We start from the raw sequence: 15,711 nt of genomic DNA, 5'->3' as shown, positions 1-15,711 counted from the left end.
AAATAGATATGACTATAAATAAAATTTTAAAGAGAATAATCAATGTTCCACTGAACAATTCTAGAAAACAACAATTAATTTATATTATTAAATGGATGAAACAGAGGTTGAATTCTAAGGGTTTATATATAACAGAAAGATATCGAATTGCAAAGCCTCACATAAACAAATCATCTATAAACGACAAAACAAACGATGTAGCAATTTTAATGAGAGGACCTATTGTAGAAGAGGATGATTTCACAATAAATACACTAAAATATTATAGGAGTATTTATCCAGAAGCACCTATATATCTTTCAACATGGGATCACTGTTTGCAAAACAATTTGCAGAGTTTAAAAAAAATAAATATCAATATCATATCTTCACAATATCGTAAGCCATCTACTGGTTTTGGAAATATGAACTTACAAATTATTGGGAATAAAAATGGAATGGTAAATATTATAAAGCATAATATCAAATATACACTAACCACAAGAACAGACCAGAGATTTTATTCATATAATGTTTTAAAATATTTAAAAGAAATACATGCATTATTTGATGATTATTCAAATGATAATAATGAAAAAGATTTACAGATTAAAAGGCTAATAGGACTAAGTTTTAATACTTTTTTATATCGTATATATGGTCTAAGTGATATGTTTTTATTTGGATTGTCAAATGATGTTCATAATTATTGGGATTCTGATTATGACAAGAGAATATTTAAAGAAATGGATTTAGAAATTCAAACGCAAAAAGAATGGTCAGAGCAAAGAATATATGAATGTTACTTTATGACAGAATTCTTAAAAAGAAATGGGCATCAAATAACTTGGAGATTAGATGATTACTGGAAAATATTACGTGAAAGATTTATAATTATAGATAGTAGTGCATTAGATTTCTTCTGGCCTAAATATTCACATTTAGAAGAGCGGTGGAAGAACTACAATAAAAATATACTTTTCAAAGAAATAACTAATAGTGATTGGCTCCTGTTAAAAAATTTCAAATTAGAACTAGACGAAGAAATAACAAAAAGACCTTTCAATGCTCAAGATTCTTAATAAATCGATGCTATCAAAAGATCTTCTGTAGTAATTAAACATGTCTGCATATTTCCTTGATTGGAATGGCTTCTTGCAAATATAAGATTGGTGCATCAAGAACACTGCAAGTCTCTAAAGAGCAGCTGGGAACCTACAAAATTTCAAAAATATGACTTAAAATATGTTATGTTGATCCTTACAAAGTAAACCTATCGAATAAAATATATTATTAAAACTTAGATTATTAGCTAAGTAGTACAATCGGCATTGATGTTGATACAGGCAGCAAAACCCAGTGATAGCAATGTATATCAAGAAGTTAATTATCGGTATATTGGTGGTATATCGTGATTTCAGTCGCTGAAAATCCAGTCGTGGAGTTACTACCGGTATAAAAGTTGTATACTAAAACAATTGCACTCTTAAATCCCTTCCAGTGCAGTCTATCTTAGGTTACGTAGTATAGTCGGCATTAATACGAATATACTCATCTGACAAATCACATCCCCAAGCAATTGCTTGCTGACTACCTTCTCCTATTACTAATTTAATAGGCACAGTTTTGTCCTCTAATTTAACATTTTTTCCTTTTATTTTAGTTCTCATATAATTCCTAATAAGAACTGAGTTAAATTCCAAAGGTAATCCCATACCCATTAATTGAAAAGGTCCTATCCAAAGAGAAGTATTGTCAAGTTGAAAAGGAACCCCTGATCTTCCTGCTGCTGCAATTATACGTCCCCAATTTGGATCACACCCATGAACTGCTGTTTTTACTAAGGAAGAACTACATATCGTACGAGCAATAAGGCCAGCATCAAACTTGTTTTTTGCTCCTTCAACCTTTACTTCAATTACACAATTTGCACCCTCACCATCTCTTACAATTGACTTAGCAAGGTAAGTAGATACTAGTTTCAAACCTATTTCGATTTCTTCAAAATATTGTTTATCAAGAGGTGCACCTCCTGAAAAAGCCAAAACAGAATCATTTGTACTTGTATCGCCATCGACAGTAATTAAATTAAATGAATCATCGACTACTCGCTTAATCATGGAATCCCAATCAACTTTTGGAATTGCAATATCACATGTCAAAAAACCAAGCATTGTTGCCATGTCAGGGTGAATCATACCTGAGCCTTTTGCCATGCCTCCAATACGCACACATTTACCCCCAAGAAAAGCTTCAATAGCAATCTCTTTAGTTGATAAATCAGTAGTTAAAATTGCCTTTGCAGCATCTGCACCACCTGTTTTATTTAAAGCATTAACAAGAGGGTCTAAACCATTCAAAAGATTATTGATAGGAATTGGTTGCCCTATAACTCCTGTGGAACAAATCAACACCTCATTTACAGAAACCCCTAATCTGTCTGCAACACCCTTTGTAGCAATTAAGCTATCTTCTAATCCTCGACTTCCTGTACAAGCATTTGCCTGACCTGAATTAATAAGAATTGCTCTAACTTTGCCATTCTCCTGAGATAAACGTTCTATACAAACATCAATACATTTTGCTCGGACTAATGATTTTGTAAAAGCACCTGCACATAAAGCATCTGGAGGTGCAAGTATTAAAGCCAAATCCAACTTCTCAGAAGATTTAAGTCCTGCCTTAATACCAGCAGCCTTATAACCAGAAGGCGCTGTTATTCCGCCACCCCCAGGTATCAAAGACCATTTAGATGATTGAAAAAGACTCAAGTTGATCTCTGAGAAAGTAAGCTCTTTATTATCCTGCGCTATTTTGAAAAAGTTTCCAAGCTATCAGCTTCAAAACGTTGGAATGGAGTTCAACGTCGTATTGGGATAACTGGCGGTATTGCTAGTGGTAAAAGTACTGTTGCAAAATTTTTAGTTAATTCTAAAAATATACCTATTTTAGATGCAGATCTTTACTCAAAAGAACTTTTAGGTTCAGGAAGTTATCCAACCCAAAAAGTGATCAACAGATATGGTAATCTAGTAATTCAAAAAGAAAATGGTTTACAGGTAATTAATAGATTAGAGCTTGGTAAAATTATTTTTTCTAATAAGAAGGAAAGAATCTGGCTTGAAAATTTATTACACCCTCTTGTCGAAGAGAAAATTAAAAAAGAACTAACAAAACACAAAAGTTATCAAACTATTGCATTGATTATACCATTACTTTTTGAAGCAAATCTCACATATTTATGTAGTGAAATATGGGTTGTATACTGTACTCTTCAAGAACAATATACTCGTTTAATTAAAAGGAATAACCTTACCTATAATCAAGCAAAAGAAAGAATTGAATCGCAATTTTCTTTAGACTATAAAAAAAATCTAGCTGATAAAATTATAAATAATCATGGTACGATGGATTCCTTATATAAAAAAACCGAAGAATTACTGTAATGAAATATTTAACCGTTTAATTTCTTTTTCAAAATTTGATTAGCCAACTTGGGATCAGCCTTACCACTAGTTTTCTTCATTAACTGACCAACGAAAAACCCTTGGAGTTTTGTTTTACCTGCTCTATAAGAATCAACCTCTTTTGGATGCTTAGTTAACAATTCATCAATTATTTCTTGCAAAATTGCTGGATCGCTAATCATTCCTAACCCTTTCTCATCAACCAAGACTTTTGGGGACCCTCCATTTGCAAGTAGTTCGGGTAAGATTTCTTTGGCTATTTTTCCACTTATTTTCCCCTCATCAATTAATTTAATCATTTCGGCTAATTCATTCGGAGTAAAAATTAAATCATCAAAACATATTTTGTTTGCCTTTACATAAGCTGCTATGTCCCCTGTAATCCAATTAGCAGCTTGCTTACTATCAGAACCTGCAGAAACAACAATTTCAAAATATCGAGCCATCTGATGATCATCAGTTAAAACACGTGAATCATACATAGACAGGCCAAAGTCTTCTGCATACCTATGACGCTTGGCAGAAGGCAATTCTGGCAACTCATCTCTCCATCTTTCCTTAAGTTCAACACTTACTTCAATTGGTCCCAAATCAGGATCAGGGAAATATCTATAATCACTACTCCCTTCCTTAGATCGCATGCTTTTGGTCAGTTGCTTGCTCTCATCCCACAATCTTGTTTCTTGATATACAGTTCCTCCTCTTTCATAGAGCTCGATTTGACGTTTAATCTCGTATTCACACGCTTTTTGAATAGCTGAAAAAGAATTCATATTTTTAATTTCAACTTTTGTCCCAAATGGTGCATTAGGTCCTCGTCTAACAGAAATATTGACATCACACCTCAATGAACCTTCCTGCATATTTCCATCCGATACTCCTAAGTATCGGACTATCCTTCGTATCTCAGAAGCATACTCTGATGCTTCACGGCCAGAGCGTAAATCTGGCTTGCTAACAATTTCAGCTAATGCAACGCCAGCTCGATTGTAATCAACTAAAGAATATTTAGAACCTGCTAAACGGTCACTGCCTCCATGAACTAATTTCCCAGCATCTTCTTCCATATGTAATCTTTCAATTCCTATCTTCTTTAAATAAGTTTCCTTCCCCTTTTCTGCTACTTCTACTTCTATCCAGCCATCCTCTGCTATTGGTTCATCGAATTGTGAAATTTGATAATTTTTTGGAAGATCAGGGTAAAAGTATTGTTTTCTATCAAATTTCGAATGTTTAGCTATTTTTAAATTTAAAGCCATAGCCGCCTTCACAGCATATTCAAGAACTTTTTTATTTAAAACTGGAAGTGTTCCTGGCAGACCACATACCACAGGATCAATATGTGTATTCGGCTCATCACCAAAATTTGTCGAGGCTGCAGTAAATATTTTGCTATTTGTCCCTAATTGAACATGTGTTTCTAATCCAATAACTGGTTCCCAATCAGCTTGCACTGTAGTCATTGCGTATATAAAAAATCATAATGTATTTTCATCTTATGGAAAAAATGCTCTAGTTGAATAGACATCCTGAGCAAAAAACTCAAACTTAAAAAAAGGAAAGCCAAAGTAATGGCTCAAACAAGCTCTAATCCCTTACTAATCCTTGGCGGAGGTTTAATTGGTTTATCATTAGCTCATTCACTAGCCAGAAAAGGTCACTCTGTAGAAGTATTAAGTAGAAGAAGAAATGAAGCTGCTGGCTTTGTAGCAGCAGGAATGCTTGCTCCACATGCAGAAGGACTCAAAGGAACTCTTCTCAAACTTGGTCAAGCTAGTCTTACCAAAATTCCTAATTGGGTGAAAACCATAGAAGAAGATAGTGGCATTTCATGTGGTTTAAGAGAATGTGGAGTAATTGTTCCTTTTATCAATAATCAAGATCGAGATTTATATCCAACAGCTGATCTAGGACAAAAACTAAACCAAAATGAATTACAAAAAAAAATCCCAGGAATAGCATCTCAATGGCAAGCAGGATTACTTTTCAAACAAGATGGACAAATAGATAACCGAAGAAGATTAATGCGAGCTTTAGAAAAAGCATGTGTTGAGTTAGGAGTCCACTTTCAAGAAGGCATTGAGGTTTTGAATATTATTAAGCAAAAAGATGTTTTTGAAGGTGTGAATATTCAAACAGCAGAAGGTAAAACAAAAAGAATCGTTTCCCATCAAGCAATTTTATGTTGTGGGGCTTGGAGTAATTATCTATTGAATGAACTACCTATTTATCCAGTCAAAGGTCAAATGTTTTCAATTCAAGGTCCTAAAGATTCTCTTAAAAGCATTCTATTTGGACCAGGCATTTATTTAGTTCCAAGAGAAGATGGACTCATAGTGGTTGGCGCAACAAGTGAAAAAAGTGCGGGTTTTAATGAAGGGTTAACACCTAAAGGACAATCAGACTTGCAAGCAGGGTTAAATTCATTACTCCCTATGGCAAGTCAATGGCCACATATGGAGCGATGGTGGGGGTTTAGGCCTTGTACTCCTGACGAATCGCCAATCCTTGGTGGTTCTTCAATAAAAGGACTCTGGCTAGCAACAGGTCATCACCGAAACGGAGTGTTATTAGCTGCTATTACAAGTGATTTATTAGCAAAAGAAATTAACCAAGAAGTTTTGACAAAACAAGAAAGTAATTTTCTGAAAGTCTTTAACTGGCAACGTTTTACTCTCTAATCAACCCAAATACATAATCAAAGTTTTTTCTAACCTGTAAAAAATTTCGTCTTATTCTATTCGCCAAGCATTATCTGAAAGAGACCAATCGTTTAATTCAGCAATGTCAAACCATAAACCAATCTCGAATGAAGCTGTTTCATGGCCATCAGATCCATGGATTACATTACGGCCAATATTGACAGCCAAATCCCCTCTAATCGTCCCTGGTTCTGCCTCAAGAGGCTTTGTTGATCCTATTAACTTCCTTGCACTTGCAATAACACCTTCGCCTTCCCATACCATTGCAACAACAGGACCACTGGTTATGAAATCAACCAAACCTCGAAAGAAAGGTCTTTCCTTATGTACGCCATAATGTTGTTCAGCCAATTCTCTACTTGGTATTAACTGCTTAAGGGCAACTAACTTAAACCCCTTACGTTCAAATCTCCCCAAAATCTCACCAACCAAACCTCTTTGGACACCATCAGGCTTGATCGCAAGGAAAGTTCTTTCAGCACTCATAAAAGCAAAATAAACAAATCATGGAGATATCGTCTTCTGCAAAGTACCCTCTTGGCAAGTAAAACAATAGGATTAAACAAAACTTGCCTAAGATTGAACTATAAAATCAGAAATCTCTAGATTGTATTCTTTCTTCTTTTGAGAACTTGACTAAATCCAAAATTAAACATGAAGAAAAAGCATGGTCTGTTCAAAACAGCATCTCCTTGTATGGAATAGATCGCTGGGGAGAACGCTACTTCTCTATCAACCACTCTGGAAATATTGACGTCAGTCCTCATGGCAAAGAAGGCATCAAACTGGACCTAAAAGTTTTTTTAGATGAATTAAAAGGTCGCAATTTAAAACCTCCATTATTAATCCGTTTTGACGATATTCTTGAAGACAGAATGAGACACCTACATCAAGCATTTGAAAATGCCATTAATAACTATGGCTATGACAACAAATATAAAGGCGTATTCCCGATTAAATGTAATCAACAACGTCATGTTGTAGAAGAGATAGTATCCATTGGACAAAAATGGCACTTTGGTTTGGAAGCAGGGAGTAAAGCTGAACTTCTTATTGCTTTATCTCTTATTAATGACCCAGAAGCATTTCTTATTTGTAATGGCTATAAAGACATGCAATATATCGAAACGGCTATTCTTGCACGTAAACTAGGTAGGCAACCAGTCGTCGTTATTGAGCAATCAGATGAAGTAGAACGTATTATTAAATCAAGCAAAAAACTAGGGGCAGCTCCTCTTATTGGTATTAGAGCCAAACTGTCAAGTCAAAGTAGTGGTCGGTGGGGAGATTCAATAGGGGAAAAAGCAAAATTTGGATTATCAATACCAGAAATCTTGCGAGCAGTCAAACAATTAAAATCTGCAGGGCTCCTAGAAGAATTATCTCTTCTCCATTTTCATATAGGAAGTCAAATAAATGATATAGGTGTATTAAAAAATGCTTTACAGGAAGCAAGTCAAATTTATGTGGAATTACATCGACTAGGTGCTCCTATGGGGCAACTAGACGTAGGAGGAGGTTTAGGAGTCGACTATGATGGAAGTCGTACTGCTACGCCTGCTTCAACTAATTACTCATTACAAAATTATGCAAATGACGTTGTCGCAACTATTCAAGAATGCTGTCACAGCAACAAAATTAAAGTTCCTACATTAATTAGTGAAAGTGGACGTGCTCTGTGTAGCCATTTTTCAATCCTTATCTTTAATATTTTAGGAACCAGTTCTGTAGAAGAAGAAATTCCAACTAAAACAAATAATGAATGCTTGTCTGTTAAAAATCTCAGAACAACACTAAAAGGTATCGAAGACTATAGTAAAAATAATTCAATAGAAACATCAAAACTTCAAGAATCATGGAATGATGCAGTTAAATTCAAAGAAGATGCTCTGGCTGCTTTTCGACTTGGCTTCATAGATCTGACAGAACGTGCTATAGCTGAACAACTCACAAAATCATGCGCAAAAAAACTTGCAAATCTATTAACTAATCATCCGATAATACCTGAAGAAGTACAAGTACTCAATGCAGAACTATCTGAAACTTATTACGCCAACATTTCTATCTTTCGTTCTGCTCCAGATACATGGGCTATCAATCAACTATTTCCAATTATGCCTATTCACCGTCTTGATGAAAAGCCCAGTCAGTTAGGACATTTTGCTGATCTTACATGCGACTCAGATGGTAAACTCGCACAATTTATTCACAATGGAAAGGTTAAACCATTACTTGAATTACATACTTTACACCCAAATGACGATTACTTAATAGGCATGTTCCTTAGTGGAGCTTATCAAGAAGTAATGGGCAACCTCCACAATTTATTTGGAAGTATAAATGCAGTCAATATACGTCTCATTAATAATGGAAAATATAAACTTGACCATGTAGTTCGAGGAAATACTAAAAGCGATGTGCTACTTGCAATGGAGCATGACTCTGAACAATTACTAGAGAGATTAAGAATGGCTAGTGAAATAGGTATTCAAAAAGGAAACCTAAAAATAAAAGATGCTCAAAATCTAATAGAGCATATAGAAACTAGTCTCAGAAAAAGTACTTACCTCCAAGAATAGATTAACTCAATAATTCAATTAACTTCTTATTTGCGAATTCCAAAGCAGAATCTAATGTCTTAGCATCTCGTCCACCAGCTTGAGCTAAATCAGGGCGACCTCCTCCTCCTCCTCCACACAGCTTCGCTATTGGGGCAAGAAACTTTCCAGCATGTAATCCTTTTTCAATAAGATCTTTTCCAAAAGCAGCTACTAAAATTACTTTCTTACTATCTTTCGGGTCAGGTGTACCTCCCAACAATATAGCTGATTGGCTCCCTAAGTGATCTAATAAACGAGTTGCCATCGATTGCAATGAATCACCTTTCATACCATCTAGACGTTTAATTAAATATTGACTATTTCTAATCGAAATAACTTGATCAACTAATGTTAAAGCTCTAGAAGCAATAACATCATTTTGAGCTTTGATAAGTAATTTATTTAAAGCTTTCACTTCAGTTTGTAAAGCAATTACACGATCAACAACTTCATTAGATTGAGCCTTAAATAGGCTTGTTAGCCTTTTTACCACAGACTCTCTTTCATTTAAATAATTTAATACTCCCTGTCCGGCAATAGCTTCTATTCTGCGAATACCTGAAGCAATACCAGATTCACTAATTATTTTAAAAACACCTATTTCAGCTGTATTAGCAACATGAGTACCGCCACAGAGTTCCATTGAGACTCCTGGAACATCAACAACTCGTACTGTTTCTCCGTATTTTTCTCCAAACATCGCAACTGCACCAGCAGACTTTGCTTCATCTATCTTCATTTCACTAACTATCAATGAATGGGCCTCTGTGATCCAAGAATTAATTAAATTTTCTACTTGCTCTAATTGAGTAGATGAAACCGGTTCAGATGCATGAAAATCAAAGCGTAATCTATTTACACCTACTAAAGATCCTGCTTGACTAATTTCTGAATCAACAATCTGCTTTAAAGCAGCCTGTAATAAATGTGTAGCAGTATGGTTTGATTGGGCACACTTGCGGTTAAACCTGTTAACCTTGGCTTCCACAACATCGCCTAAATGTAATTTTCCAGACTGAACAACTCCTGAATGAACAAAAGCTCCTTTTATTCGACGTACATTATCGACTTCGACAATAGTATCTAAACTATCTGATGTTATGCCTGTAATAATTCCTGCATCTCCTATTTGGCCACCACCTTCTCCATAAAAAGGAGTAGCATCAAGAACCAAATCAATTTTATCCCCAACATTACATTTACTTGCAGACACTCCATTTACAACTATCGCTTTAATCTTACCTTGTTGATCTAATTTATTATATCCACAAAAGCTTGTTTCACCTATTTCATCAACCACTTTCTCAATAGCATCCTGCAGCGTTAAATCAATAGTATTAACAGCATCTTTAGCTCTTTGACGCTGTTGATTCATAGCATTTTGAAAACCCTTCAAATCAACTTTTAACGAGTGTTCATCTGCAATCTCTTCAGTTAATTCAACAGGAAAGCCATATGTATCATATAACTCAAATGCCTGCTCCCCGGATATTTGTTTTGGTTTAGAAGCCAACAAATCATTTAATAATTTCTCTCCTCTTTCTAGGGTCTCAAGAAAGCGAACTTCTTCTCTTTGAAGCTCTTTTAAAATATATTCTTGCCTTTCAAGAACTTGAGGGTAGGAAGCCTTTACAAGTTCAATGGCTACTTCAGCAATGTCAATCAAAAAAGGCTTGTTAATTCCAAGCAAGCGGCCATGCCTCACAACACGTCTTAATAGTCTTCTTAATACATAGCCTCGACCCAAATTACTAGCAGAAACACCATCACTGATCAATTGAACACATGCTCGAGTATGGTCCCCTATAATCTTCAGAGATATTTTCTTTTTTTCTTCCAACGCCTGATAATCCACCTCAATCAATGAGGCAACTTTTTCCAAAAGAGGGAATATGAGATCTGTTTCATAATTGTTAGGAACACCCTGTAATATTTGCGCCATTCTCTCCAGTCCCATACCTGTGTCAATATTGCAATTAGCTAAAGGTGTTAAACCTCCATCTGCATTACGGTTGTATTGCATGAAAACCAAATTATAGAATTCTATAAATCGATTATCATCTTCCAAATCAATGTTCAGATCACCAAGTTCAGGGTGAAAATCATAATAAAGTTCAGAACATGGTCCACACGGACCAGTTGGGCCTGAGGACCAAAAATTATCTGACTCATCCATTCGAATAATACGGCTAGGGTCTACCCCAACTTCATCCCTCCATATCTCTTCGGCTTCAGTATCTTCACGAAATACACTAACCACTAAATTTTTTGGGTCTAAGCCAAAAACTTGAGTACTGAGCTCCCAAGCCCATTGGATTGCTTCCTTTTTAAAATAATCACCAAAGGAGAAGTTTCCTAACATCTCAAAAAAAGTATGATGCCTTGCTGTTTTGCCAACATTATCTATGTCATTTGTTCTAATACATTTTTGACTAGTAGTTGCTCTCTTCGATGGTCTATCTACATGGCCAAGAAAAACAGGTTTGAAAGGAAGCATCCCAGCGATGGTTAGCAAAACTGTGGGGTCATCAGGAACTAAAGAAGCACTAGGCAAAACTTTATGCGCACGCTTCTCATAAAAATTTAAAAATGCTGCTCTTATCTCTTCTCCTGTAAGAGATTTCATTTGATAATTTGACGACACTCGTTCAACCGCCATAACAAATTTAAGGGTTTGGGGAAATCATGCGAAGCATGATACAAATTCAAAAAACAAACAAAAAATTTGCTTCTCATAGAATCTAACCAATTAACTGTCATTATTGAGCTGAGACATTTCTCAAAATCATTATTGTTATTCCTTGCTAAAAAGAAAGAAGAAAACAATTGATGTTTAATATATCCCTCTTATGAGCTTGCTACATGCTACATGGTTAACCATCTCGACAGGTTCCTCAGATAAAAACAAACCAGTTCTATTCCTGTGGGCAGATACATGGCGTTCAGTAACACCAGTAAAACCAACTATTGAACCTTCTGACCATCCATTTACTCTTTCTTCACAACAATTAAGAGCTTGGCTGAATCAGAAAAAATTATTGCCTAATGAAATATTAGACAGAAAAGCATCTTTGACTCTACCCAGCAAGTTAATAAAAGAAAAAAAAGGTAAAAACTATGGCCAACAAGACGCTTTTTTACCAATACAAGCTGGAGAAACAATCTCAACAGAGTACGAATCATGGCCATGGAAAATAGATGGATTAGCTCTCTCCCCATTAGAAGCATCAACATGGCTGTCAAACTTACCTTTATCAAATAATGATTTCGAAATTAGTGATGAAATCCTTTGGTGGACTCATATAAACCGCTGGTCCTTAAGTCTTATTGCACGCGGTTTATGGCTACCCAAAGTGGAATTACATCAAACTCAATCTTCCTCCTATAGAGCTCGCTGGGTTCCATTACTCAATCAAGAAACAGAAAGAAGACGATTGGAAGAGTTTCTAAAAAGAATGCCATTAATCACAACTTGTGGAACTCAATGGTTAGAAGTTACACAACTAAGAAGCAAATCTGATAAACCTGCAAATTCGAATTACATATCACAACTGAATCCCCTGGCATCAATTCGCCAAAGTAATAATCGGATTGAGCTATACAATCTTCTAGAAGAAATTATTGATGCACAACTGCGCCAAGACTTTGAAGCACCAACAAAAGATCTTGATCCATTATTAATAGCGTGGCAAAAGGCACTTGGATCAAAAGACGGGGCCTTGAATTTAAGCGATGAAGACACAAATCGATTAGTAAAAGCATCGACGAATTGGAAAGGGGGAATATCAAATACTTGGAACTCAGCAAAAACATGTCTAGAGCTAAGCGCACCTATTAATGATGATGATCTTTGGAACCTCAACTTTTTCTTACAAGCAGAAACAGATCCAAGCCTAAAAATTTCTGCAGAAAAAATATGGAAAATAGGCTCAGAATCCATACAAATTGGTTCAATCAATATTCAACGTCCTAGTGAAATACTTCTTGAAGGTCTAGGTAGAGCTATACATGTTTTCCCTACAATTGAAAGGGGCCTTGAAGTTCCAAACCCTAATTCAATGCAACTGTCTGCTGATGAGGCATTGCTACTGATTAAAACCTCATCCGCAAAGCTTAGAGATATAGGAATTAGTATCATACTCCCTAAAAGTCTGTCGAAAGGATTAGCCAGTCGACTTGGAATAGCTATTCAAGCCGAGCTAATAGATAGATCACAAGGAAAAATATTAGGAGAAAAGCTTAATTGGAGTTGGGAGCTCATGATAGGAGGTATAAAACTAAACATGCAAAAGTTAAACATTTTTGCACAAAAAAACAGCACTCTTTTTAACCATAAAGGAACATGGTTTCAACTACGTCCTAACGACTTAGACAATGTTGAAAAATTCTTGGCTAATCCACCAACTCTCAATCTCGAGGAGGCATTACGTCTGACTGCAAATGCAGGAAATACGCTTTCAAAAATTCCGGTGCACCAATTTATTGCTGGACCTAGACTCAAACAAGTTTTAAATCAATACCATCATAACGAAGCACCCGAGCCTTTAGCTGCTCCAGAAGGATTCCATGGACAATTAAGACCGTATCAAGAAAGGGGTTTAGGCTGGCTATCATTTCTCCATCGTTTTAATCAGGGCGCATGTTTAGCAGATGACATGGGACTTGGTAAAACTGTTCAATTACTAGCTTTTATTCAATACCTAAAAAATCAATCTAAACTTAAGGGACCAATATTACTGATTACGCCTACTTCAATTCTTACAAATTGGAAAAGAGAATCTTTAACTTTTACTCCAGGCCTATCACTACAAGAGCACTATGGCCCTAACAGATGCTCCAATATAAAGCAATTACAAAAATCTCTCAATGATATAGATATCTTTATGACTAGTTATGGTCTGCTGTATAGAGATAATGATCTATTACGCAAAATTGACTGGCAAGGAATTGTTATTGATGAAGCTCAAGCGATAAAAAATCCAAAAGGAAAACAAAGTATTCTTATTAGAGAAATGAGTCAAGCTCTTAAAGGTAATCCATTAAAAATTGCTCTAACCGGCACCCCTATAGAGAACCGTATTAGTGAACTATGGGCGCTAATGAATTTTTTAAATCCAGCAATTCTTGGTGAAGAAGAGTTCTTTAATCAAAGATATAAATTACCGATTGAACATTATGGAGATAGATCTTCTCTAAAAACTCTACAAGCACAAGTAAATCCATTTATTCTTAGACGAGTAAAAACAGATGAATCTATTATCTCAGATTTACCAAAAAAAATCGAAGTAAATGAATGGATTAATTTAACCATCGAACAAGAAATGCTATACAAGAACGCTGTAGAAAATAGTTTAAAAGAAATAGCTTCATCCCCTATTGGTCAGCGGCAAGGTAAAGCACTAGGCCTTCTTACACATCTCAAGCAAATTTGTAATCACCCAGCATTATTTTTGAAAGAAAAAAATATTAATGACGACTTTTTAGAGCGCTCCTCAAAACTTCAAAGACTTGTAGAAATAATATATGAGGTGATTGAATCTAATGAGAGAGGTATATTATTTACTCAATTTGCTGAATGGGGAAATTTGCTAAAATCATACTTTGAGAAAAAGTTAGACTTTGAGGTCCCATTTCTTTATGGGGCTACATCTAAGAAAAGTCGACAAGAAATGATAGATCGTTTTCAAGAAGATCCAAGAGGACCCAATATTTTTTTACTTTCCTTAAAAGCAGGAGGAGTAGGGGTTAACTTAACTAGAGCAAGTCATGTATTTCATATTGATCGATGGTGGAATCCAGCAGTTGAAAATCAAGCGACAGACCGTGCATATCGAATTGGTCAAAGCAAAAGGGTTGTAGTCCATAAATTCATTACTAAAGGCTCAATTGAAGAAAAAGTGAATCAAATGATTAGTCAAAAAGCCCAACTAGCTGAAGAAATAGTAGGCTCAAGTGAGAATTGGTTAAGTGATCTAAGTATTGATGAGTTAAGTCAATTAGTTGCCTTAGATCCTACTTGATGCTCCTCATTAACAAACTATGAAAAACGAAAAATTAACAACGGCAATAGGAAAAGAAGGTCTTGGAGAACAATCATGGTGGGTAGAGCAATGGATGCAACTAATCAATACTTATCGATTTAAAAAACGTTTAGAGCGTGCTTGGATCTATGCAAGAGAAGGGAATGTTTCCTCAATACGATTTGAAGGCCGTAGAGTTCATGCACGAGTGCAAGGGACAGAAAAAGATCCATACAAAGTTAAGCTTTGGCTCGATATCCTTGATGATGAAGATTGGGCGTATGTAATAGAAGCCTTAGCTAAAAAAGCCAAATGGTCAGCATTATTATTGGCTGGAACGATGCCAAAAGACATCGAAAAAGCCTTTGCTACTACAGGAAAACGGCTCTTCCCCTTCAATCTTCAAGAAGTAAAAAGTGAATGTAGTTGTCCAGATAAAGCCAATCCCTGCAAACATATAAGTGCTATTTATTATTTAATGGGAGATCAATTCAAAGAAGATCCTTTCATACTATTTCAATTGCGTGGAAGAGATAAAAATACTTTATTATCAAATCTAATTAAAAAAAGAAGTTTGCTCAATCAAACAGAATTACAGAATAATTATATAAGAAATAACAAAAAGACTTCTGATTCAAAGAGTTTGAAAAGGGATCCTGAGCTTTGGTGGTCATATCAAGAAACATTAGATGATGATCTAGTTGTTATAACTCCTCTTACAGAAGAAACATTGGAAACATTTACAACAGAAGAATTTCCTTTGGCACAAAATCCAAAATTTCCTAATTCACACAATACATTTATTAAAAATTTAATTTCACATGGTCAAACAAAAGCCCAGCAAGCGATGATCAAAGCAATGTCCATCCAAAATTGAATAAAAAGCATTCTAATCTCTAGAAAAGTAAAAAGTTCTGGGCGATCAATGGTATCTATTCATTAG

Annotated in this window: 10 protein-coding genes; 6 read left to right on the top strand and 4 right to left on the bottom strand. The window is 35.3% G+C overall.

What is annotated here, in order from left to right; genetic code table 11:
* Positions 1-8: 8 nt before the first annotated feature.
* Positions 9-1,061 (top strand): hypothetical protein, encoded by a 1,053-nt coding sequence (locus tag O5636_RS07120; RefSeq protein ID WP_269622119.1) that lies wholly within the window; start codon positions 9-11, stop codon positions 1,059-1,061.
* Between the two features lie 435 nt (positions 1,062-1,496).
* On the opposite strand, the gene argJ is transcribed toward O5636_RS07120, so the two are convergent.
* Entirely contained in the window at positions 1,497-2,750 is a 1,254-nt protein-coding gene (gene argJ / locus O5636_RS07115) for a bifunctional glutamate N-acetyltransferase/amino-acid acetyltransferase ArgJ (RefSeq protein WP_269622118.1), read from the bottom strand.
* 27 nt (positions 2,751-2,777) lie between these two features.
* Between argJ and coaE the strand changes: the two genes are divergently transcribed.
* Complete coding sequence (gene coaE, locus O5636_RS07110; protein ID WP_332299718.1) at positions 2,778-3,425, top strand: dephospho-CoA kinase; 648 nt, start codon at positions 2,778-2,780, stop codon at positions 3,423-3,425.
* An 8-nt stretch (positions 3,426-3,433) separates the two neighbouring features.
* Here the strand turns inward: coaE and gatB are convergent, their stop codons facing one another.
* On the bottom strand, positions 3,434-4,909 hold the full coding sequence (gatB, locus tag O5636_RS07105) for an Asp-tRNA(Asn)/Glu-tRNA(Gln) amidotransferase subunit GatB (RefSeq protein WP_269622117.1): 1,476 nt from the start codon (positions 4,907-4,909) through the stop codon (positions 3,434-3,436).
* A gap of 108 nt (positions 4,910-5,017) precedes the next feature.
* Here gatB and thiO point away from each other — a divergent pair, with 108 nt between their 5' ends.
* Positions 5,018-6,127 carry a glycine oxidase ThiO gene (thiO, locus tag O5636_RS07100; RefSeq protein WP_269622116.1) on the top strand — a complete coding sequence of 370 codons (1,110 nt, stop codon included), beginning with the start codon at positions 5,018-5,020 and terminating at the stop codon, positions 6,125-6,127.
* Between the two features lie 51 nt (positions 6,128-6,178).
* On the opposite strand, the gene ndk is transcribed toward thiO, so the two are convergent.
* Positions 6,179-6,634, bottom strand: coding sequence for a nucleoside-diphosphate kinase (gene ndk / locus O5636_RS07095; RefSeq protein WP_269622114.1), 456 nt, complete (start codon positions 6,632-6,634; stop codon positions 6,179-6,181).
* Between the two features lie 146 nt (positions 6,635-6,780).
* Here ndk and speA point away from each other — a divergent pair, with 146 nt between their 5' ends.
* Positions 6,781-8,727 (top strand): biosynthetic arginine decarboxylase, encoded by a 1,947-nt coding sequence (gene speA / locus O5636_RS07090; RefSeq protein ID WP_269622113.1) that lies wholly within the window; start codon positions 6,781-6,783, stop codon positions 8,725-8,727.
* A 1-nt stretch (position 8,728) separates the two neighbouring features.
* Here speA and alaS read toward each other — a convergent pair whose 3' ends face one another.
* The gene (gene alaS / locus O5636_RS07085; RefSeq protein ID WP_269622112.1) at positions 8,729-11,407 is read right to left on the bottom strand and encodes an alanine--tRNA ligase; all 2,679 of its coding nucleotides are present in this window, start codon (positions 11,405-11,407) and stop codon (positions 8,729-8,731) included.
* Positions 11,408-11,597: 190 nt separating this feature from the next.
* On the opposite strand from alaS, the gene O5636_RS07080 reads away from it, so the two are divergent.
* Positions 11,598-14,768, top strand: coding sequence for a DEAD/DEAH box helicase (locus O5636_RS07080; protein WP_269622111.1), 3,171 nt, complete (start codon positions 11,598-11,600; stop codon positions 14,766-14,768).
* Between the two features lie 19 nt (positions 14,769-14,787).
* Positions 14,788-15,645, top strand: a complete 858-nt coding sequence (locus O5636_RS07075) for an SWIM zinc finger family protein (protein ID WP_269622110.1) — start codon at positions 14,788-14,790, stop codon at positions 15,643-15,645.
* The last annotated feature ends 66 nt before the right edge of the window (positions 15,646-15,711 follow it).

Source organism: Prochlorococcus marinus str. MIT 0918 (assembly GCF_027359415.1).
GTDB lineage: Bacteria > Cyanobacteriota > Cyanobacteriia > PCC-6307 > Cyanobiaceae > Prochlorococcus_E > Prochlorococcus_E marinus_C.
This window is presented reverse-complemented; position numbering and strand designations above follow the sequence as displayed.